16 protein-coding genes are annotated in these 20,188 nt (G+C 65.2%); 5 read left to right on the top strand and 11 right to left on the bottom strand.

Annotated features, from left to right (window positions below):
* Nucleotides 1-28: 28 nt before the first annotated feature.
* From TQ38_RS11060 to TQ38_RS11045, 4 genes are all read right to left on the bottom strand, one after another.
* The gene (locus TQ38_RS11060) at nt 29-2,092 is read right to left on the bottom strand and encodes a glycoside hydrolase family 97 protein (protein WP_043972603.1); all 2,064 of its coding nucleotides are present in this window, start codon (nt 2,090-2,092) and stop codon (nt 29-31) included.
* A complete protein-coding gene (locus TQ38_RS11055) occupies nt 2,089-3,708 on the bottom strand; it encodes an alpha-amylase family glycosyl hydrolase (protein WP_043972604.1) in 1,620 nt (539 codons plus the stop codon). Before TQ38_RS11055 ends, TQ38_RS11060 begins: the two co-directional genes overlap by 4 nt.
* 49 nt (nt 3,709-3,757) lie before the next feature.
* Nucleotides 3,758-5,578: an alpha-amylase family glycosyl hydrolase gene (locus TQ38_RS11050; protein ID WP_043973417.1), complete on the bottom strand. Its 1,821-nt coding sequence runs from the start codon at nt 5,576-5,578 to the stop codon at nt 3,758-3,760.
* Nucleotides 5,579-5,737: 159 nt separating this feature from the next.
* Nucleotides 5,738-8,479, bottom strand: coding sequence for a TonB-dependent receptor (locus TQ38_RS11045; RefSeq protein WP_043973420.1), 2,742 nt, complete (start codon nt 8,477-8,479; stop codon nt 5,738-5,740).
* Nucleotides 8,480-8,820: 341 nt separating this feature from the next.
* On the opposite strand from TQ38_RS11045, the gene TQ38_RS11040 reads away from it, so the two are divergent.
* The 3 genes from TQ38_RS11040 to TQ38_RS11030 all read left to right on the top strand — a co-directional run bounded on the left by TQ38_RS11040 (nt 8,821) and on the right by TQ38_RS11030 (nt 12,866).
* Nucleotides 8,821-9,873, top strand: a complete 1,053-nt coding sequence (locus TQ38_RS11040; RefSeq protein WP_043972607.1) for a LacI family DNA-binding transcriptional regulator — start codon at nt 8,821-8,823, stop codon at nt 9,871-9,873.
* 214 nt (nt 9,874-10,087) lie between these two features.
* Entirely contained in the window at nt 10,088-11,611 is a 1,524-nt protein-coding gene (locus tag TQ38_RS11035) for an MFS transporter (protein ID WP_043972612.1), read from the top strand.
* 97 nt (nt 11,612-11,708) lie between these two features.
* Nucleotides 11,709-12,866, top strand: coding sequence for an acyl-CoA dehydrogenase family protein (locus TQ38_RS11030; RefSeq protein ID WP_043972615.1), 1,158 nt, complete (start codon nt 11,709-11,711; stop codon nt 12,864-12,866).
* Between the two features lie 96 nt (nt 12,867-12,962).
* Here the strand turns inward: TQ38_RS11030 and TQ38_RS11025 are convergent, their stop codons facing one another.
* The 4 genes from TQ38_RS11025 to TQ38_RS11010 all read right to left on the bottom strand — a co-directional run bounded on the left by TQ38_RS11025 (nt 12,963) and on the right by TQ38_RS11010 (nt 15,583).
* On the bottom strand, nt 12,963-13,607 hold the full coding sequence (locus TQ38_RS11025) for a molybdenum ABC transporter ATP-binding protein (RefSeq protein WP_043972620.1): 645 nt from the start codon (nt 13,605-13,607) through the stop codon (nt 12,963-12,965).
* Complete coding sequence (gene modB, locus TQ38_RS11020; protein WP_240197866.1) at nt 13,597-14,313, bottom strand: molybdate ABC transporter permease subunit; 717 nt, start codon at nt 14,311-14,313, stop codon at nt 13,597-13,599. Before modB ends, TQ38_RS11025 begins: the two co-directional genes overlap by 11 nt.
* Nucleotides 14,314-14,320: 7 nt before the next feature.
* Complete coding sequence (modA, locus tag TQ38_RS11015) at nt 14,321-15,103, bottom strand: molybdate ABC transporter substrate-binding protein (protein ID WP_043972621.1); 783 nt, start codon at nt 15,101-15,103, stop codon at nt 14,321-14,323.
* Between the two features lie 99 nt (nt 15,104-15,202).
* Nucleotides 15,203-15,583 (bottom strand): winged helix-turn-helix domain-containing protein, encoded by a 381-nt coding sequence (locus TQ38_RS11010; RefSeq protein ID WP_043973425.1) that lies wholly within the window; start codon nt 15,581-15,583, stop codon nt 15,203-15,205.
* Nucleotides 15,584-16,127: 544 nt separating this feature from the next.
* Here TQ38_RS11010 and TQ38_RS11005 point away from each other — a divergent pair.
* The gene (locus TQ38_RS11005; RefSeq protein ID WP_043972625.1) at nt 16,128-16,334 is read left to right on the top strand and encodes a hypothetical protein; all 207 of its coding nucleotides are present in this window, start codon (nt 16,128-16,130) and stop codon (nt 16,332-16,334) included.
* A gap of 194 nt (nt 16,335-16,528) precedes the next feature.
* Here the strand turns inward: TQ38_RS11005 and TQ38_RS11000 are convergent, their stop codons facing one another.
* Nucleotides 16,529-17,401 carry an alpha/beta fold hydrolase gene (locus TQ38_RS11000; protein ID WP_043973427.1) on the bottom strand — a complete coding sequence of 291 codons (873 nt, stop codon included), beginning with the start codon at nt 17,399-17,401 and terminating at the stop codon, nt 16,529-16,531.
* A gap of 174 nt (nt 17,402-17,575) precedes the next feature.
* On the opposite strand from TQ38_RS11000, the gene trxB reads away from it, so the two are divergent.
* Nucleotides 17,576-18,547, top strand: a complete 972-nt coding sequence (gene trxB, locus TQ38_RS10995; RefSeq protein WP_043972628.1) for a thioredoxin-disulfide reductase — start codon at nt 17,576-17,578, stop codon at nt 18,545-18,547.
* Between the two features lie 186 nt (nt 18,548-18,733).
* Here the strand turns inward: trxB and TQ38_RS10990 are convergent, their stop codons facing one another.
* Both TQ38_RS10990 and TQ38_RS10985 read right to left on the bottom strand, forming a co-directional pair.
* Entirely contained in the window at nt 18,734-19,510 is a 777-nt protein-coding gene (locus TQ38_RS10990) for a hydrolase 1, exosortase A system-associated (protein WP_043972632.1), read from the bottom strand.
* Nucleotides 19,507-20,181 (bottom strand): hypothetical protein, encoded by a 675-nt coding sequence (locus tag TQ38_RS10985; RefSeq protein ID WP_043972635.1) that lies wholly within the window; start codon nt 20,179-20,181, stop codon nt 19,507-19,509. Before TQ38_RS10985 ends, TQ38_RS10990 begins: the two co-directional genes overlap by 4 nt.
* Nucleotides 20,182-20,188 lie beyond the last annotated feature (7 nt).

Here is a 20,188-nt window from a genome sequence, read left to right as displayed (position 1 = left end):
CCGCCTGCACGGGGCCGACGCTTTTCCTTTAGCGGCTCGGCTCAAGCCTGATGGCCGTGCCGCCGCCGGGAGCAAGCCACACTTCCATCGTATCGCCCTTGCGCACCGTGCGCGTGTCGTAGGCGATCCGGTGCCGGGCCTCGGTGAGGTAAGTGGCGCCTTCGCCGTCCTTCCAGACGCTGGCCTTGTAGCTCTTGCCCGCGTCGAGGAAGTCGAACTTCAGCGTCACGCTGCGCGCCGTGGCATCGTTGACGCCGCCGACGAACCAGCGCTGCGAACCCCGATCCTTGCGCGCGAAGATCGCATAGTCGCCTACTTCGCCGGCGATCAGGTGGCTTTCCGACCAGTCGGTGGGTACGGATTCGATGAATTTCATCTCGCGCGGGTACTTGTCCAGCTGCTCGATGAAGTCTGCCGCCATCTGGATCGGTGAGTAGATTGCCAGATACAGTCCCAGCTGCTTGGCCAGGGTGGAGGCCAGCGGTCCGTTGGCGCCTTCCAGGCTCAGCACGCCCGGCGTGAAGTCCATCGGGCCGGACAGCATCCGGGTATAGACCAGCGTCGGCTCATGCTCCGGACCGTTGGCGAACGTGCCCCAGGCGTTGTATTCCATGCCGCGTGCGCCTTCGCGCGATACCCAGTTGGGGTAAGTGCGGCGCAGGCCGGTGTCCTTGACCGGTTCGTGCGCGTCGATGGCGATGTGGTGCTTCGCCGCATCCTCGACCACGGCGAGGTGATGCTGCACCATGCGCTGGCCGTCGTGCCACTCCATGCGCAGCGGGCCGACCGGGGCGCCCGGCGCGTCAGTGTTGGCGATAATGCCGCCTCCGTCCGCGACATAGCCGGTCTTCACGGTATCCACGCCCAGCTTCTGGTACAGGGCGAAACCCTCGTCCATGTGCGCTTCGTAATTGGCGATGTTGCCGCCGGTTTCGTGATGGCCGATCAGGCGCACGCCCTTTTTGCGGGCATACTTGGTGATCGCCTCGATATCGAAATCGGGTGTGGCCTGGGTGAAGCTGAACTCGTCGCCGTGGCCGAACCAGTCGCCGTTCCAGCCCTTGTTCCAGCCTTCGACCAGCACGCCCCGGAAGCCATGCTGCGCAGCATAATCGATATATTGCTTGGTGCGCTCGGTAGTGGCGCCGTGCTTCGGACCTTCGGCCCAGCTCCAGTCATTGCGGATCATGCCCCACCAGATCCCGATGTAGCGCGCCGGTTTCACCCAGCTTGCATCGCCCAGCTTGTTGGGTTCGTTGAGGTTGAGTTCGAGGTCGTTGTCGACAAGGCCCGCCGCATCGTCCGCAATGCGGATCGTGCGCCAGGGCGTGGCGAAAGGAAGGTCGCGCACCACGCGCGGCCCGCGCGAGGAGGGCGAAAGGGTGGTGCGGAATTTCTGTCCGTCAGCGCGCTTGAACCAGTAACCGGCGTAATCGACCAGCGCCGCCTCGTGGAACGAAAGGTGGGTGCCGTCTTCCAGCTTCATGGTGATCGGCGTGTGGGCGATGGAAACGGCGTCGATCGGGGTCTGCTGGTAGACCTGCTCGTAGCGGTTCCACTCACCGCCGGGAATCCACCATGCGGTGCCCTTGGGGACGATGTCGAATTCGGTGGTTTCCTCGGCGATCTTCATCGTCTTGAGGCCCGGCTGTTCCGGCACTTCGTAGCGGAAACCTACGCCGTTATCGAACAGGCGGAAGGTCACGTTCATGCGCCGCTCGCCGTAAGTCGCCCCTTGCTGGAAGCGCACGGTGACTTGGTTGTAGGTGTCCTTCACATAGCGGCGCTCGCCCCAGGGTTGCTCCCAGGTGTCGTTGCCCCTGGCGGTTTCGCTGCTGGTGATGGCGAAGCCGCGCGCCATGTTGAGGCTGTCGGTCAGGACGAAGCCCAGCTTACTGGGTGCGATCAGCAGCTTGCCCTTGCGCGAGATGGAGTAAGTTGGCCTGCTATCGTTGTCGGTGCTGACGGTGAGCACGATCGAGCCATCGGGCGAGGCGGCGGTGACGGTTTTGGCATCTTCGGCGGATGCGGGATGGGCGGCGAACGCGGCGAAAGTCAGGCCGGCGGTTGCCAGCAGATTGAGCGGCTTCATGCCTGTTCTCCTTCGATGATCCACACTCCGCCCCATGCGGGCAGCGCGCCGGGCTCTGCCCCGTTCACGGCCGCAAGCACGCGGCCCTTGGTGGCGATTTCAGCGGGCCATGCCGCAGCATCGGCCCCCATGTTGAATGCGGCGAGGACGCTTTTGCCCTCAGCGATGCGGCGCAGCACGAGGCGGGTTTCATCCGCCACCAGCACCTCACAGGAACCCCGGCGCAGCGGCGCGCTTGTCCTGCGAAGGTGCAGCAAATGGCGCGTCAGGTTGAGCAGCGATGCGGGATCGGCGTCCTGCCGGTCCACTGCGCGTTCGAGGTTTTGCGCGCTCAGCGGCAGCCACGGCGTGGCCGAGGTGAAGCCACCATGCTCGTCCTGCGTGGCCCAGGGCAGCGGGGTGCGCACGCCGTCTCGCGAGAGGGTGAGGGGCCAGTTGGCGATGGCCTCGGGATCGCGAAGCCGCTCGAACGGAATCTCGTCCTGAAGCAGGCCCAGTTCCTCGCCCTGGAACAGGATAGGATTGCCCCGCAGCGATAGCAGCAGCATGGCTTTCATCCGCGCGAAGGCGTCGATCTGGTCCGGCGCGCACCAGCGGGAAAGGGCGCGGGGGGCATCATGGTTTTCGAAGGCCCAGCTGGGCCAGCCGATGCCTGCCTCATCCGGCCAGAAATCCTGCGCGGCGGCAATGCGCGCCGGGGTCAGCTTGTCGGCATAGAGGAAGTCGAAGCCATAGGCGCTGTCCAGGCGGGCGGGGCCATGGGTGAAGTCCTTCATCTCCTGCGCGGCGTTCTTGCCGCCCACTTCGGCCAGCGAGTAGGTATCCGGGTAGGAGGCGATCAGGGCCTGCAGGCGCTCGATGAAGCCGATGATGTCGGGGTGCGACTGGTTGTGCACTTGAAGCTGGAAATCATAGGGCCGGGTGCGCTGCCTGCCGTCCTGCGGCGCGGGTGGATTGTCGCGCAGCAAGGGGTCGTGCATCGAATGGTTGAGCGCATCGATGCGAAAGCCAGAGACGCCCCGGTCCAGCCAGAACTTCGCCACGTCGAGCAGGGCCTGCTGCACGTCCGGATTGTGCACGTTGAGCTGGGGCTGCTCGGCCAGGAAGTTGTGCATGTAATACTGCCCGCGCCGCGCATCCCAGCGCCAGGCCGGGCCGCCGAACACAGACTGCCAGTTATTGGGCGGCGAGCCGTCCGCCTTCGCATCGGCCCAGACGTACCAGTCCGACCGCGCATTGTCGCGGCTGGCCCGGCTTTGCGCGAACCAGGGGTGCCGGTCGGAGGTATGGGCATAGACCTGATCGACGATCACCTTCAGGCCAAGCGCGCGCGCTTTGGCGATCAGCGCGTCGAAATCCTCGACCGTGCCGAACATCGGATCGACCGCGCAATAGTCGGAAATGTCGTAGCCGAAGTCCGCCATGGGCGAGGCGTAGAACGGCGAGATCCAGATCGCGTCGACGCCGAGGCGTGCAACATGGTCCAGCCGGGCAGTGATGCCGGGCAGGTCGCCGATGCCGTCACCGTTGGAATCGGCGAAGCTGCGCGGATAGATCTGGTAGATCGCGGCGCCGCGCCACCAGGGGGCAGGGCCGTGCTCGTTGGTGTTCGTCATTGCGGGTTCCGGGCCATCTTGCAAGTCATTCGGGTACGGTCAGCTGTCGTCAGGGACGCGCGGCGCAAACGGCGAAGCCAAGCGGGGGAAGCGTCACTGTGAGAGAGCCCGGAGCGCTGGATTCCGGCGCGCAATCGCTGCCCGCGAGTCCTGCGAAACGGCGGGATGCGGGATCGACTTGGACCTGCGCGGTAACCGGCTTGGTCGAGGTATTGTAGGCCAGCAGAACCTCTCGCCCGTTATTCGGATCGAAGCGCGAGACGGCGAACAGGCCCGGTTCCTCAGACGCGGTGCGCAGTTCCGTCCGCCCGGAAGTCAGGGCAGGTGCGGCGCGCCGCAATTTCGCAAGGCCCGCGATGAACGTGTAAAGCGGGTGGGCGGTGTCGAAGTTCGCCTGCGCCGTGGTGGCATCCGTGCCGACAAGCTTTTCCGCGTTGTAGATCGAGGTCTTGGACGGGAACATGTCCTGCCGCGAAAGCTGGTCGTTGCCTTCGCCGACAAAGCCCTGTTCATCGCCCGAATAGATCGTCGGCACCCCGCGCAGGGTCAGCAGCAGGGCATGGGCCAGCTTGTCACGGGCGAGCAGTTCGTCCGCTGCGATACCGGGGCGCGCCTGCTTGATGAACATGGCGATGCGCCCGGCGTCGTGGTTGCCAAGAAACGTCGGCAATTGCATCGCCGCCGCCTTGCCTCCTTGATAAAGCACGTCATCCTCGACCATGCGGGCCAGGTCCTGGGTGCCGGACTTGCCGCTGCTGGCGCTGATCGCGGCCTGCATGAACGCAAAGTCGAGCACTGCGGGCAGCCCCGAATTGCGCGTCCACGAAGCGAGCAGCGCGGGGTCGTAGACGTCGCCGGTGGTCACTTCGCCGAAGATGTGGAAGTTGGGAATGCCCTTCGCCTTCGCGCGTGCCTGCATGGCCGGTACGAACGAGCGCCAGAATGCGGCATCGACGTGCTTGGCGGTGTCGATGCGGAAGCCGTCGATGCCGAAGCGGTCGATCCACGCTCCGTAGATGTCGATCATGCCCGCGATTACGCGCGGGTCCTCGGTGGCGAGGTCGTCCAGGCCCACGAAATCGCCGTATTGCGCGCTTTCGCCCTTCCAGTCGGTGTTGCCTCGGTTGTGGTAATAGATCGGATCGTTGAGCCAGGCAGGGACCTTCACCTTGCCTTCGCCCTTGGGGACGACGGGGGTATAGGCGAAAGTGGGATCGGTGAGCCTGGCCCAGTTCTGGGCCGTGGCCACAGTATCGCCCGCGAAGCCGGGGTTGATCGGCGCTCCCTTCACGCCGCCCCGCGTGGAGAAGGGGTAATCAGCCTTCGACCGGTAAGGATAGCCCTGCGCTGCGCCTTCCTTGTACTGAATGACGTCGGCGGTGTGGTTGACGATGATGTCCATGTAGACCTTCATGCCGCGCGCATGGGCAGCATCGACGAGGGCCTTGAAATCGGCATCGGTGCCGAGGTGCGGATCGACCTGCGTGAAGTCGGTGATCCAGTAGCCGTGGTATCCGGCGCTCTCTTCGCCCTTGGGGCCCTGCACCGGCTTGTTCTTGAAGATCGGCCCGACCCAGATCGCACTGGCGCCAAGGCCTTCGATATAGTCCAGCTTCTGCGTCAGGCCCTTGAGATCGCCGCCGTGGTAGAAGGCCTTGTCAGCTGCGTCGAAGCCGGTCTGCAGTTTCCCGCCCTTGAGTCCGCCCCTGTCGTTTGCAGGATCGCCGTTTTCGAAGCGGTCAGGCAGGACGAAGTAGATCACTTCCTGCTGGGGCGTCCGCGCGCGCATGTCCTGTTCGGGCGCGGCCCCTGCGGCGCCGTGGGCAAGGGCAAGCGCGAGGGCTGCAAGCGAGGGGAGGAGGCGTTTCATCGGTCGGTCCTTCGCATTGGCCGGCATTGCGCCCGCATTTTCCCCCCGAATGTGCAGCATCCGGGAGATAGGCGGAACCGGGCAGGGAGGGTGACTTCCCGGTTCCGCCCATGTGGCGCGGCAGATGAGGAGGAGGATCTCCTGCCGCGCCGGGGGGGCTCAGAATTTATAGGTGAAACCGGCCAGGAAACGGCGGCCGTAAGTCTGGTAATCGATGACCTCGCGGGTATCGCCCGGGTTGGTAGTGACGAAAGGCGCGTCGGTCAGATTCTGGCCCTGGATGTAGAGCGAGAGGCCTTCCAGGGCGCTGCCCGGCTGGAAATCGTAGCCGATCTGCCCGTCCACGATCGTCTCCGAAGCGGCGCGGCGGCGCACGCGGTTGGCCGCGAAACCGGAGACTTCACCCAGGAAGGTGGAGCGATAGCGCACCGAACCACGGGCGTTGAAACCGGCCTTCTCGAAGTAGGCGGTGCCGTTGGCGACCCACTTCGAATAGCCCGGCAGAGCGCTGGCCGCTTCACCCGGCGAGGGCTGGATCTTGCTCTTGGTGTAAGCGACCGAGCCGGTGACGCCGAAGCCTTCCAGCGCCGATACGAAGGCGTCGAACGGCAGGGTGGTGGCGATCTCCACGCCGTAGAGCTTGCCGCCCTTGCCGTTGATCGGCACGTTGATGAGCGCGGTGTCCGCGAAGGCTACGCCATCGGCTGCCGGGGCAAGCGAGAGGCTGCTGGTGGGGACCAGAATGTCCTGGTTGTAGACGTAGCTTTTCAGCTCCTTCCAGAAGAACTGCGCGGCGATGTAACCCTTGCTGGAGAAGTACTTCTCGAACGTCAGGTCCAGCGCGTTGGCGCGCCACGGACGCAGGTCCGGGTTGCCGGACTTGCCGCTGACCTGCGCCACCGGGGCGCCGTTCGCGTCTTCGGTCAGCAGGTATTCGAAGCTCTCCGAGGCGCGCATGTCGTCGAGGCGCGGACGGATGATCTCGCGCGCCGCGGCAAAGCGGATGACGAACTCGCTGGGGAAGCGCAGCGACAGATTGAGGCTGGGCAGCACGTCGAGATAGTCGGTGCTTTCCCTGCGCGCCAGGGCCCCGACGTTGGGCGATCCGTTGGCGTTGGTGCCCAGAAGCACGGCGGTGGCCCCGCGTGAGTTCTGGTCGGTCCACTGCGCCTGCACGCCGAAGTTGCCGGTGAGGTGCGCGGCGCCGACGTCCGTGTCGAGGTTGCCCTGGAGATAGGCCGTCATCAGCCGCTCACGGATCGCGTAGCTCTTGACCACCACATCGCCGTAGGGGTTGGCGACGCGGTTGTAGATGCCGTCACGCACCAGCGCTGCCGGGTCGTAGCTGATGACCTCGCCAAGGCCGGCATAGCCCAGATCGGTCGTGCCCTTGCGGTACTGTTCGGGCACGGCAACGCTGGTCAGGCCATCGGTATTGGCGGCCAGACCCAGGAAGTATTCCTCGGGCACCAGCGTCTTGGAACGGTTGGTGTAGTTCATGCCGACCTGGAACGAGTGCAGCGGGCCGCCCTCGAATTCATGCTCGACCTCGGTGCGGAACTGCCAGAGTTCGTCCTTGATGCGGCGGTCGTTGTAGTAGCCGTCCTGCCCATTGCGGATCGCGGTGCCATCGGGCGCGATCTGGGTGCCGCCCCAGCCTTGCGGGCTGGTCAGCAGGATCGTGTCGAAGTCGCCGTAGTTCAGACCCGGCGAGAAAACGCTGCCCTTGGTGCCGGTGGTGAAGCCGATGGTATCATAGGCGCCGATCGTGTTGCGGCCCGTTCCGGCATTGGTCTCGATGTTCAGTTCGTTGCGGTCGGTCTTGGAATAGCTGACGTCGAAGAAGGCCTTCCAGCCGTCGTCGCCTTCCCACTTGGTGTTCCAGCCGAACGAATAGAGCTTGGCATGACGCTGGAACAGGTCGTTGCGGACCACGCCCTTCACGCCCGAGAACTGGCCTGCGGTAACAAGGCCGTCCTCGGCGGAGTAGCCCGGATTGAGCACGGCGGTATCGGGGTCCATCGCCAGCGGCAGTTCGACGCCGCGCTTGATCTGGTCGTCCTTGAAGTTGGAATAGAACCCGTCGAGCGTGGTCGTCAGGTTCGGCGTGGGGCGCCATTCCAGCGTACCGTTGAAGCCCAGGCGCTTGAGCTTGGTAGAGGTGACCAGTGCCTTCGCGCCGCCGATCACCCGGTCGCCATTGGCGAGGTCGGAGTAACCCCAGGCGTTGTATTCCTTAACCTGGTAAGGCTCGTTGGTGTAGCTGGCGCCCAGTGCGATGCCGAGGGTGTCGTTCGCGAACTGGTCGACGTACATCGCGTTGACGCGGTAACCCTTGTCGGTCGACCCGGCGTTGAGCTTGCCGAGATCGGCGTAGGAACCGCGCGCGCCCACGGTGATGATGCGCTTGCCGGTGTCGAGCGGGCGGATCGTGCGCATGTCCACCGTGCCCGAAAGGCCCTGACCGACGAGGCTGGCCATCGGCGTCTTGTAGACATTGACGGCGCTGACGACCTCGGACGGATACTGATCGTATTCTACCGCGCGGTTGTCGCCAGTGGAGGTCTGCTCGCGGCCGTTCAGCAGCGTGGTCGAGAAGTCCGGCGAGAAGCCGCGAATGGCGATCGAGTTGGACCGCCCGTTGACGCGCTGCGAGGTCAGGCCCGGCAGGCGCGCGATCGATTCCGCGATCGAGGCGTCCGGCAGCTTGCCGATGTCCTCGGCCGAGACCGATTCCACGATCTGTTCGGCGGTGCGCTTCTTGTTGATCGCGTTCTGAAGACTGGCGCGAAAGCCGGTGACGATGATGGCGCTCTGGTCGGCTGCGGTGTCATCGGCGGCGTCCTGCGCCTGCGCGGCGGCGGGCAGTGCGGCTGCGACCAGCACAGCGGCGACGGCCATGCAGGACGAAGTCCCGGCGGCGGAAATTGGCTTACGAAGCTGCATTTTGGTTTCCCTCTCCTGTCCCCACCGGAAACTGCGAACTATGGCGACCGGCACCGCCCATTTTTGGAGCCCGCACATTGCTGCCGCGACTCCATCTACCCCCTTTACTTAAGATGAGACTGCGCAGCGCATAATAGGGCATACGTATACGCAGGTGCCGCATAGCTACGTTCGTTGCTTCTATGCAACGCCCGGATTTGCCCGTAAGCGTTGGATTACCGGCATCCTGGAGGGGAAGCGATCATGCTCTGTTGCAGTGCAGCATCGCTGATGACCGGCGACAAAGAGATGGCAAGATGGGACGCAAGCCTAGCAACCGACCAACCAGTTTCGACATCGCCTACCGCGCCGGGGTCTCCCAGCCGACGGTGAGCAGGGCGCTGCGCGGGGCCAAGTCGGTCAGCGCCGAAACCCGCGCCCGGATCGAAGCGATCGCGCGCGAGCTGAACTATTCGGTCGACAAGAATGCCTCGTCCCTGCGCTCGCAGCGGTCGAACACCATTGCGCTGCTGTTCTTCGAAGAACAGATGCCTGACGATTCCAAGATCAACCCGTTCTTCCTCGCCATGCTCGGCGCGATCACGCGAAGCTGTGCGACGCGCGGGCTGGACCTGCTGATCTCGTTCCAGAAGCTGGAGGATGACTGGCATGTTCGCTACCAGGACAGCCACCGCGCCGACGGCCTGATCCTGCTCGGTTACGGGGACTACAAGGTCTACGAAAGCCGCCTTCGCCAGCTGGTGGGGCAGGGCACCCATTTCGTGCGCTGGGGCAGCGTGGACGAGGCGAACATCGGTGCCACGGTGGGGTCCGACAACGTGGGGGCAGGCCGCATGGCGGGCGAGCACCTGCTGGGCCTAGGCCGCCGCCGCATCGCTTTCCTGGGCCAGGCGGACGAGCATTACCCCGAGTTCGCCGACCGTTACCGCGGCCTGTGCGAGGCGCTGGCGACCGCCGGCATCGCGCCCGACCCGCACCTGCAATGCAACGCCGTGAACCTTGAGGACCGGGGCCACGCCGCGATGGCCGCGCTGATCGCCAAGGGCACGGCTTTCGACGCCGTTTTCGCGGCCAGCGATACGATCGCCGTGGGCGCCATGCGCGCCTTGGCCGAAGCGGGCCTGTCGGTCCCCGGCGACGTGGCGGTGATGGGCTTCGACGATCTGCCCGCGGCCAGCATGACCAATCCGCCGCTGACCACGATCATGCAGGATCTCAAGCGGGCTGGCGAAGTCCTGGTCGAAACGCTTGCCGCGCAGATCGAGGACGGCGACGTCCCGGCGGGTACGCTGGATGCGAAACTGGTGGTGAGGGGCAGTACGGCGGGGCCTTCGACAAGCTCAGGCTGAGCGGAAGCGGCAAGGTTGGTGGGCGCACCAAACCGGATCTATCTCCCACGAATAGCACCAACTCCGCTCAGCCGGAGCTTGTCGAAGGCCACCCGCAACCGTTACCCCAGAATACAAAGCATTCGTATGCATGTTGTCGCCTAGCATCGGACATGCCAGTCGCAGCGACTGCCCCTGACGCGGCGAAAGTCTGCGAGGAACGGGAAGGGAAGCGATGCAAGACCACGCCGCAATTCAGGAAAAGCCGCGCCAGGGCTGGGCTGGGCTGTGGAACATCAGCTTTGGTTTCTTCGGTATCCAGATCGGCTTCGCGCTGCAGAACGCCAATATGAGCCGCGTCTTCCAGTCGCTCGGCTCCGGGATAGACGATCTCCCCGCGCTATGGGTGGCCGCGCCGCTGACCGGCCTGCTGGTGCAGCCCATCGTCGGCCACATGTCCGACCGAACTTGGTTGGGGCGGCTGGGACGGCGGAGGCCTTACTTCCTCGGCGGTGCTGTGCTGGCGGCGGCCGCATTGCTGCTCATGCCCGAAAGCGGGGGGTCCGGTTCCGGCCTGCTGATGGCGGCTATGCTGCTGTGGATGCTGGACGCCAGCCTCAATATCTCGATGGAGCCGTTCCGCGCCTTCGTGGGTGACATGCTGCGCCGCGACCAGCACACTGCCGGTTACGCCGTGCAGACCGCCTTCATCGGCGCGGGCGCAGTTGTCGGATCGCTGTTTCCCTATGTTCTGGAGCATCTTGGCGTCTCCAACAGCGCGGCATTGGGCGGCATTCCCGATACCGTGCGCTACAGCTTCTGGGCCGGCGGCATCGCGCTGCTGGCCGCCGTGCTGTGGACAGTGCTGAGCACCCGCGAATACTCGCCCGAGGAACAGGCGGCGTTCGACGGCAAGGCCGAGCATGACGATGGCGCAACCGCCGCTGCACTTGCCGCGCGCAGCATGATTGGCGGAATTGCCTGGATTGCCGCGGGCGCCATCGCGGCGCTGCTGGTGTGGCTGTGGGCGCTCGAAAAGGAAGTGTACCTGCTTGCGGGCCTTTTGACCGGGTACGGCGCGGCGACGATGCTGGCGATCCGTCTTGCGCGCGCCGGGCGCAGCGCCTCGATGCTGGCCGGGATCGTCGGCGACTTTGCCGGGATGCCGCCGCTGATGAAGCGGCTGGCTTTCGTGCAGTTCTTCAGCTGGTCGGCGCTGTTCATCATGTGGATCAACACGACTCCCGTGGTCGCGAAGTACCACTTCGGCTCGGCCGACCCGGCCAGCGCGGCCTATCAGGAGGCGGGCAACTGGGTAGGCGTGCTGTTCTCCGTCTACAACGGCGTTGCGGCCATCGCCGCTCTGGCGCTGCTGCCGCTGCTCTCCGCGCGGCTGGGCAAGGCGAAGACCCATGCGCTGTGCCTTGTCGCGGGCGCGGCCGGGTTCGCAGGCTTCCTGCTGCTGCGCGATCCCAAGGCACTGCTGGCGTGCGAAATCGGCATCGGCATCGCCTGGGCCTCGATCCTTGCGATGCCTTACGCCATTCTTGCCAGCAGTCTGCCGCAGGCGAAGCTGGGCATCTACATGGGCTTGTTCAACGTCTTCGTGGTGCTGCCGCAGCTTCTGGTGGCGACCGTGATGGGCTCGATCATGAAGGCCTTTTTCCCCGGCGAGCCGATCTGGACGATGGCTTTTGCGGCAGGCACACTGGTGGTCGCGGCCTTGGCATCGCTGCGGATCGGCGAGACGGCACAGTAATAAATGCTTTGAGACAAGAAATAATCCTTCTTCGCGGAGCATCGATCTTGCGCTAAAGGCGGATCGAGAGAGGCACTCAGCGAAAGGGTCAAAAGACATGCGCGCCACCCCCGATTTCGATTTTGCGCTGGGCGAAAGCGCCCTGATGATCCGCGATACCGTGGCCCGCTTCGCGGACGAGCGCATCGCGCCGCTGGCCGCGAAGGTCGACGCCGAAGACTGGTTTCCGCGCGACCTCTGGCCCGAAATGGGCGCATTGGGCCTTCACGGCATGACCGTCGAGGAAGAATGGGGCGGCATCGGCCTGGGCTATCTCGAACACGTCATCGCGGTTGAGGAAGTGAGCCGGGCCTCGGCATCGGTCGGCCTGTCCTACGGTGCGCACTCCAACCTGTGCGTCAATCAGATCCGCCGCTGGGGCACCGACGCGCAGAAGGCCAGGTATCTGCCGGGCCTGATCTCGGGCGAGCAGGTGGGCAGCCTTGCCATGTCGGAAGTTGGCGCGGGTTCGGACGTGGTCGGCATGAAGCTGAAGGCTGAGGGCGTTGCAGGCGGTTTCCGCCTCAACGGCACCAAGTTCTGGATCACCAACGGCACCTGCGCCGATACCCTGGTGGTCTACGCCAAGACCGGCGATGGCTCGAAAGGCATCACCGCCTTCCTGATCGAGAAGGGCATGGCCGGTTTCTCGATCGGACAGAAGATCGACAAGATGGGCATGCGCGGCTCGCCCACGTGCGAACTGGTGTTCGACGACTGCTTCGTGCCCGAAGACAACGTCATGGGCCCGCTGCACGGCGGCGTCGGCGTACTGATGAGCGGGCTCGATTACGAGCGCGTGGTGCTTTCGGGCCTGCAGCTGGGCATCATGCAGGCCTGCCTCGACACGGTCATCCCCTACCTTCGCGAACGCAAGCAATTCGGCAAGCCGATAGGCGCGTTCCAGCTGATGCAGGCCAAGGTTGCGGACATGTACGTCGCGCTGCAATCGGCGCGGGCCTATGTCTATGCCGTGGCACGCGCCTGCGATGCCGGGCAGACCACCCGTTTCGACGCGGCCGGCGCGATCCTGCTGGCGAGCGAGAACGCTTTCCGCGTCTCGGGCGAGGCGGTGCAGGCGCTGGGCGGTGCGGGCTACACCAAGGACTGGCCGGTGGAGCGCTACCTGCGCGATGCCAAGCTGCTGGATATCGGGGCGGGCACCAACGAAATCCGCCGTATGCTCATCGGCCGCGAACTGATCGGCGCGGTCTGAACTGACGTAAGCCTTTCCGTGACCCGCGCGAAGTGCGCAAAGGCGAAGTGCGCGGGCCCCGGCGATGCCTGAAAATCGCGTGCCCTGGCCTGCGGGTCAGGGCGCGGGGATCGGGATGATCCGGTCGGCCAAGCGTTCTACCTCGGCGCGGTCGTGGCTGACGTAGAGTATCGGCAGTTTCAGGTTGCTGCGGATGCGCTCGATCAGGCCGAGGATCTCGCCGCGCCGGGCGGCGTCGACCGAGGCGAGCGGTTCGTCCATCAGCAGGAATGCCGGGCCGGAGAGCAGCGCGCGCCCGATGGCGACACGCTGCGCCTCCCCGCCTGAGAGCGTTGCGGGCATCCGGTCCAGCAAGGGCGCGATGCCCAGCAGGTCCAGCGTATGGTCCCAGCCCAGCGAGCGCTGCTGCGCTTCCGCCAGCTTCCAGCCGTAGCGCAAGTTGTCGCGCACAGTATGGTGGGGAAACAGGCGCAGGTCCTGAAACACATAACCGCAGCGCCGCCGCTCCGGCTTGAGGTCGATGCGCGCCGCCCGGTCATATAGCACCGTGCCGGAGACGGCGATGCGCCCTTGTGCCGGGCGGGCAAGTCCCGCCACCGCATCGAGCAGGCTGGTCTTGCCCGCGCCGGAGGGGCCGAACAGTGCGGTGAGGCCGGGGCCTGCGGTGAAATCGTAAGTCAGCCGCAATCGGCCGCGCTTCAGGGTGACGGCGATCTCGAAGGCGGGGGCGTCAGACGACATGGCGCCCCTTTTCCTGTCCGCTGCGCCGCGCCAGCCATTCCGACAGGACCAGCGCGCCGACCGACAGCAGCACCGACAGCCCCGCCAGCCGCGCAACCTGGATGTCCGAGCCCGGCATCTGCAAGGCGCTGTAGATGGCCAGCGGCAGGGTCTGCGTTTCACCGGGAATGTTGGAGGCAAAAGTGATCGTGGCGCCGAACTCTCCCACCGAACGGGCGAGGCCAAGGACCAGCGCGGCAAGAATGCCATTGGCCGATAGCGGCAGGGTGACGGTGGCGAAGGTGCGCCACGGTCCGGCTCCCAGAGTGCGTGCGGCGCTTTCCAGCCGCCGGTCGACAGCTTCCAGCGAAAGCCGCATCGCCCGCACCATCAACGGCAGCGCCATTACCGCCGCCGCCAGCGCCGCGCCGGTCCAGCGGAACAGGAAGGTCACGCCGAAAGTCCGCTCCAGAAAACCGCCCAGCGGCGCGTTGGGACTGAAGGCGATCAGCAGCAGCCACCCGGTCACCACCGGCGGCAGAACCAGCGGCAGGTGGACCAGTGCGTCGACCAGCACCTTGCCGGGGAAGCGCCAGCGGGCCAGTACCCACGCGAGCGCAAAGGACGCCGGCAGCGCTGCCACGATCGCAACGCCGCTGACTTTGAGCGAGAGGATGAGAACCTCCCATTCAGCCGGGGAAAGCCAACCAGTGGCCAGGGAATTCACGGCCGGCTTATTTCGTCCCGAACCCGAAGCGGCGGAACACCGCCTTGCCTTCGGCGGAGATCAGGTAACGGCGGAATGCATCGGCTTCGGGATTGCGTGAAGAGGCGATGACGGCGACCGGGTAGCTGATCGGGTCGTGGCTGTTTTCGGGGAAGACGCCGACGACGCGCACGCCCGGATCGGCGCGGGCATCGGTGGCGTAAACCACGCCCAGCGGCGCCGCGCCCCGGCTGACCAGCGCCAGCGCGGCGCGCACGCTTTCACCCGGCGCAAGCTGGCTCTGAACGGAATTCCACACGCCCAGCTTGGTGAGCGACTGTTTGGCATAGACCCCAGCCGGCACGCCGGCCGGGTCGGCGATGGCGAGGCGTCCGGTGCCCAGCGTCCGGGCAAGCGGCATGTTCGCCGCGATGCGCAGGCGTACCGTGCTGGCGCGCGGGGCGATCAGCACCAGCGAATTGCGCAGGAATGAAATGCGTGTGCCCTTGCGCAGCAGCCCTTTGGACTGGACATCGTCCATCCACGGCTCGTCCGCCGAAACGAATAGGTCGGCAGGTGCGCCAGAGGCGATCTGACGTGCCAGGGCGGATGAACCAGCGAAGGAAATGCGCGGGCGCGGATGGCCCTTTGCCTTCCACGCATCGGCGGCTGCGTTCATCGACTCCTGCAGACTGGCAGCGGCGAGCACCAGCGGCGCCAGCCTTTGCGGTGCGGCCATCGTCGCGGCGGGGAGCAGCGCGGCGAGCGCCGCGAGAAACGCCGTCAGCAGGATGGCGAGGTACTTGCGCATTCGAAAGTCTCCGAGGGGTACTGTATCTGACAGTATATCGCGCGCCCGGGTTTGCAAGGTATCGGGCAAGGCTGGCTAGGAGCTGGGCGGACGGCGCTGTCAGTCCTTCTGGCTGGCGCGGGGTTCTGAGAGCAGGCGCCCGGCGAGGGCATCGTAGTCCGTCCCGCGCGATGCATCGGCGATGCCGTCCTGCAAGGCGCGGTAATGGGCCAGCACCTGGTCACCCAGTTCAGTCAACTGCGCCCCGCTGCTGGCCGAGCGGCCGGGTGCGGTGCGTACCAGCGGGCCGTTCCAGCAGCGGTTCATCACATCGACAAGCAGCCAGGCCCGGCGGTAGCTCATGCCCATTGTCCGCGCAGCGGCCGAGATGGAGCCATGTTCGCAGATCGAGTCGAGCAGGTCCGCCTTGCCTGGCCCCATGGCGATTTCACTGCCACAATGGATCTGAATCTTGATCTTGAGGCTGGGCGCTGTCGTCATGGACGCAGGGTAGAATGGCTCCGGTCCGGCGGCAAGGGCAGGCACGGCTTCCACTGGCGACAACCGTGAGACGACCTCGCGAATCACTTCGGCGCGGCGTTCAACCATATCGGCTCTACACACTTGCACCTGTCGAAAAACGACCTGCGCGCATTTTGTGTTGCACTGCACCGTATGCTGGCCGAGTGACTGCTGTCCTGCGGCAGAATTTGAGGCCTGACGATAGGCATCGATTGCAAAGTTCAGCAAAACCAACCTGAACGAACGTTTTGCAATGCAAAATGAGCGTATAACGCAATCAACGAAAATTTCGCGTCAAAGACAGAAAATTACCGTCTAATCGATTATGATTTCACATTCTATCCGAAGATTAAAAGCATGTGAGGCATTCGGGATATTCTGGAACGATCCGCCGAATTTTGTTATACCCATGGCAACAAACGAGCTGGGATCTGACGCTAATAGGCGCAGCCTGTGGGATTGATCAGGACGGTACGGGCGAAGAAGCGCTCTCGAAACCGTCTCGGCAATTGAGGATCAAGTGATGAAGGTCGCAGACGAAAACATTATCCGCTTCGAACGCTTTTCGGAAAGAACCCGGAATTTCTCGACGCGCATTCCTGCCGGCATGGTCTATGCCGCCCAGCGGATGGGAAGCAGCGAGGAAGAGCATGACGGTCGCGGACTGATTATCGCGATCCTGCTCTGCATGGCATGTTGGGCTGCGCTGGGTTACTTCCTGCTGGCCTGAACGGCCGGTCCTGGGAAGCATGGTTCCGGGAATGGCAGGCATGAATTGCCGTCCATCCCGGCGTTAGATCACCATTTGATGGTGACGTTTACCTGAACTGAGGCGGCCTTCGCGCCGCCTTTTTCATGCCCATTCTCTTTGGATACCCATCGCGAACCACTGCGCCCGGCCGTTTGGCAGATGGAACTGGCGGTTTAGCCCAGGAACTCCTTCACGTCGGCCATGAACCGATCGAACTGATCGTGGTGCAGCCAGTGACCGGCATTCTCGTATTCGACCAGCCTGGCGCTCGGGAAATAGTCCATGCGGCCGTCACCCGCCGGGCTGGCGGCGAAGCTGTCCTTGCCCCACAGCATCAGTACCGGACAGGAGATCGCTTCCCATAGGGCGACGACCTGGTCGGTCGGCAGGTCCGATGCTGACCAGACGTTGAGGTAGTTGTCGAACTTCCAGCTCCAGGTGCCGTCCTCGTTACGGCTGGCGCCGTGGACGGTGAGGTGGCGGGCCTGCTGGTCGGTGAGGAAGGTGTTTTCGTCCTTCATGCGCTGGTAGGCATCGCGCAGCGTCGAGTATTTGCGCACCATGCGGCCCGAGGCCTTGCGCTTGTCCTCCACCCACTGGCGCAGGCGGTCGCTTGCATTGACCTCGGCTTCGCGGCGCATACCCGGCGGCGGGCCGAGGCCCTCGATATTGACGAACTTCGCCACCTTCTCCGGGTACAGCCCGGTGTAGCGCGTGGCGATGTTGCCGCCCAGCGAATGGGCGATGATCGTCACCTTGTCCTGTCCCAGCGTGTGCACCAGCTGCGCGAAATCGTAGACGAATGCGTCCATGCCGTAGTGGCCCTCGGGCGACCATTCGCTGTCGCCGTGACCGCGCAGGTCCGGGCAGATGACGTGCCAGTCGCGGCGCAGTTCCTCGGCCACCCAGTCCCAGCTGCGGCAATGATCGCGCCCGCCGTGCTGGAGGATCAGCAAGGGCGCCTCCGGGTTGCCCCAGTCGACGTAGTTCAGGCGCAGGCGCTGCGAGACGAAGCGGTTCGAAGTCGGGCCGAGCAATGATTCCATGTGCGATGAATTGGGGCGGGGCAGGGCGAAGGTCAATCGGCCAATGTTTGCCCGGCGGGGCGGGCAAGCTCTCATTTGCGGGGATGAAATAAATGCTTGGGCACGCCAATGCTTGGCAAACCGGTGCTTGAACCCCTATCTCGCGGCCAACGAATTCACGCCGGAGACAGCCACATGGCGACCACGCACAAGACCCGTATGCTCATCATCGGCTCCGGCCCTGCCGGGCTTTCCGCCGCCATCTACGGTGCGCGCGCCGGCATGGCGCCGATCGTGGTGCAGGGCCTGCAGCCCGGCGGCCAACTGACCATCACCACCGATGTCGAGAACTACCCCGGTTTCCGCGAAGTCATCCAGGGCCCCTGGCTGATGCAGGAGATGGAGGCCCAGGCGGTCCATGTCGGCACCCGCATGTTGTGGGACACGATCACCTCGGTCGATATTTCGGGCGATACCTTCGTTGCGGTTGGCGACGGCGGCGATATCTACGAAGGCGAAACCCTGGTCATCGCCACCGGCGCGCAGGCGCAGTGGCTGGGCGTTCCGGGTGAGCAGGAGCTTTCCGGCAAGGGCGTATCGGCCTGCGCCACCTGCGACGGGTTCTTCTACCGCGGCAAGAAGGTGGTCGTGATCGGCGGCGGCAACACCGCGGTCGAGGAAGCGCTGTACCTCACCAACCATTCCGACGACGTGACCCTGATCCACCGCCGCGATACGCTGCGGGCGGAGAAGATTCTGCAGGACCGCCTGTTCGCGCACCCCAAGATCAAGGTGGTGTGGAACCAGCGCGTCGACCGCTTCTTGGACGGTGATGACGGCGGCCTGCGCGCGCTGGCGCTGATCGACACCGTCACTGGCGAGCAGAGCGAAATCCTCACCGACGGCGCTTTCGTCGCCATCGGCCACGCGCCTGCGACCGAACTGTTCAAGGGCAAGCTGGCGATGGACGAGACGGGCTACCTGCTGGTCCAGCCGGGTACGCCCAAGACCGACGTTCCGGGCGTGTTTGCGGCGGGCGACGTGTCTGACCACATATACCGCCAGGCGATCACCGCCGCCGGCATGGGCTGCATGGCCGCGCTGGACGCCGAACGCTATCTCGCCGCGAAGGAATTCGAACGCGTCACCGAGACGGTGCAGGGCTGATACCAAACCCGGCGGGGGGAGGGGGATGTCCTCTCCGCCGTGTTCACATCGCGCGGGACCGCACGGCGCCAGCGGCCTTCGACAAGCTCAGGCTGAGCCGAACCGAGTACTACCGCCGCACTCTCTGCCGATCCCCTCGATTCCGCTCAGCCTGAGCTTGTCGAAGGCCCATCGGCATACCCGGCCTCAGCCGCGTAGCACTTCCAGAACCTGCTCGGCCAACCACTCTTGCGCTTCAGGCTCGACGTAGCTGTGCGTTGCCCCTGCGCAGGTGCGGATACGCGTGTCCGCCTTGTCCCAGCGCGAGAGGAAGGCCAGTCCGGTCCGGTCTCGCCCGGCGACGAGAAAGCGGATGTCGCCTGCGAACCCGGCAATCCCCTGCGCCATCTGCGCGGCCAGCCCATCGGGTGCGGCAGGGGCAGGGCGCATCGCCGAGGCAAGGCTGCGCACCAGTTTCGCCAGCGAGACCTGCCCCGTCAGCAACCGCTTGATCGCCGCCGGATCGGCCAGACGGCGGCGGTAGTGATCGCGCACCACCTCGGCAGGCGCTTCCTCCGCTTCGTCCTCGATAGTCCAGGGGTTCGACAGCACCAGCGCGTCCAGCCCCGCGCCCTGCGCCAGCATCAGCGCGCTGGCGGCGTCGCAGTTGCCCAGCCCCACCACGCGGTCGACCTGCGGGCACTGCGCTCGCAAGGCGCGGACCGCTGCGGCGAGGTCGTCGGCGCTGGAGCGGAAGCCTGCGTTGAAGCCCTCGCTGTCACCCACGCCGCGCCGGTCGAAGCGCAGGACCGGAAAGCCTTGACCGGCGATGCGCGCGGCGAAGCGGGCCTGCCCGTTCCATGCGCCGGCGCGCACTTCGTTGCCGCCCGAGACGAGCAGCAGCGCGGTGCGTCCCGGCGCTGGATCCAGCGTGGCGACAAGGCCGTCGCCGCCGCACAGGAACGTGAAATGCCGCCGGCTCATGATGCAAGCGCCGAAGCAAGGATCGCCGCCAGCGCATCTGCCTGAGCGGCGTTCTCGTCAGGTTCGGCGCGCAGCCACAGGCCGCTGCCGCCCAGATGTTCCTGCGCGACGATCACGGCATCGTCATCCGCCGCCATCGGTTCGAAATGGCGGTAGAAATCAGCGCCAAGTTCATAGCCCGCCAAGGTGATCCCGTCGGCCAGCGCGGTTTGCGCCAACTGTTCGCGGTTCTCCTCGCGGCCCGCCTCACGCGAGGCGAGGATGCGGGCGCGTACCATCTGGCGCAGGATCGAGGCGGCCTTAACCGGGGCGTAGTGAAAGGCGGGCAGGCGCTGCGGGGTGAACAGGCAGCCGCCGCGAATGCCCAGTACGTGGCCGGCGTTGAAGTGCCGGGCCGCTGCCGTCATGGCGTCCAGCCAGTCGGTCGGGTCCTGAGCTTCCAGTGCCTGCAGGCTTTCGTTGCAGCCTGGAAAATCGGGCAGGAAACTGTCGATCCCGGCCGTGTCCAGCCGGCGCATCACCTCTACGGTGAAGCGCCGCATCCGGTTGCCTTCGTCGAACAGCGCCGGCACGACGAGCAGGCGCACGGTGCGGCCCGCGTCGAACTGGAGCGCGAATTCCTCGCAAGTGCCGCCACCGGGGAGCGGGCAGGGCCAGCTCGACGGGGTCATCGGCACA

Origin of the sequence: Novosphingobium sp. P6W, assembly GCF_000876675.2 — a bacterium.
Classification (GTDB): domain Bacteria; phylum Pseudomonadota; class Alphaproteobacteria; order Sphingomonadales; family Sphingomonadaceae; genus Novosphingobium.
This window is presented reverse-complemented; position numbering and strand designations above follow the sequence as displayed.

What these genes read in the sequence shown, in the direction of transcription:
- TQ38_RS11060 (WP_043972603.1), bottom strand. Translation starts at nt 2,092, where the DNA reads ATGAAGCCGCTCAATCTGCTGGCAACCGCCGGCCTGACTTTCGCCGCG.
- TQ38_RS11055 (WP_043972604.1), bottom strand. Translation starts at nt 3,708, where the DNA reads ATGACGAACACCAACGAGCACGGCCCTGCCCCCTGGTGGCGCGGCGCC.
- TQ38_RS11050 (WP_043973417.1), bottom strand. Translation starts at nt 5,578, where the DNA reads ATGAAACGCCTCCTCCCCTCGCTTGCAGCCCTCGCGCTTGCCCTTGCC.
- TQ38_RS11045 (WP_043973420.1), bottom strand. Translation starts at nt 8,479, where the DNA reads ATGGCCGTCGCCGCTGTGCTGGTCGCAGCCGCACTGCCCGCCGCCGCG.
- TQ38_RS11040 (WP_043972607.1), top strand. Translation starts at nt 8,821, where the DNA reads ATGGGACGCAAGCCTAGCAACCGACCAACCAGTTTCGACATCGCCTAC.
- TQ38_RS11035 (WP_043972612.1), top strand. Translation starts at nt 10,088, where the DNA reads ATGCAAGACCACGCCGCAATTCAGGAAAAGCCGCGCCAGGGCTGGGCT.
- TQ38_RS11030 (WP_043972615.1), top strand. Translation starts at nt 11,709, where the DNA reads ATGCGCGCCACCCCCGATTTCGATTTTGCGCTGGGCGAAAGCGCCCTG.
- TQ38_RS11025 (WP_043972620.1), bottom strand. Translation starts at nt 13,607, where the DNA reads ATGTCGTCTGACGCCCCCGCCTTCGAGATCGCCGTCACCCTGAAGCGC.
- modA (WP_043972621.1), bottom strand. Translation starts at nt 15,103, where the DNA reads ATGCGCAAGTACCTCGCCATCCTGCTGACGGCGTTTCTCGCGGCGCTC.
- TQ38_RS11010 (WP_043973425.1), bottom strand. Translation starts at nt 15,583, where the DNA reads ATGACGACAGCGCCCAGCCTCAAGATCAAGATTCAGATCCATTGTGGC.
- TQ38_RS11005 (WP_043972625.1), top strand. Translation starts at nt 16,128, where the DNA reads ATGAAGGTCGCAGACGAAAACATTATCCGCTTCGAACGCTTTTCGGAA.
- TQ38_RS11000 (WP_043973427.1), bottom strand. Translation starts at nt 17,401, where the DNA reads ATGGAATCATTGCTCGGCCCGACTTCGAACCGCTTCGTCTCGCAGCGC.
- trxB (WP_043972628.1), top strand. Translation starts at nt 17,576, where the DNA reads ATGGCGACCACGCACAAGACCCGTATGCTCATCATCGGCTCCGGCCCT.
- TQ38_RS10990 (WP_043972632.1), bottom strand. Translation starts at nt 19,510, where the DNA reads ATGAGCCGGCGGCATTTCACGTTCCTGTGCGGCGGCGACGGCCTTGTC.
- TQ38_RS10985 (WP_043972635.1), bottom strand. Translation starts at nt 20,181, where the DNA reads ATGACCCCGTCGAGCTGGCCCTGCCCGCTCCCCGGTGGCGGCACTTGC.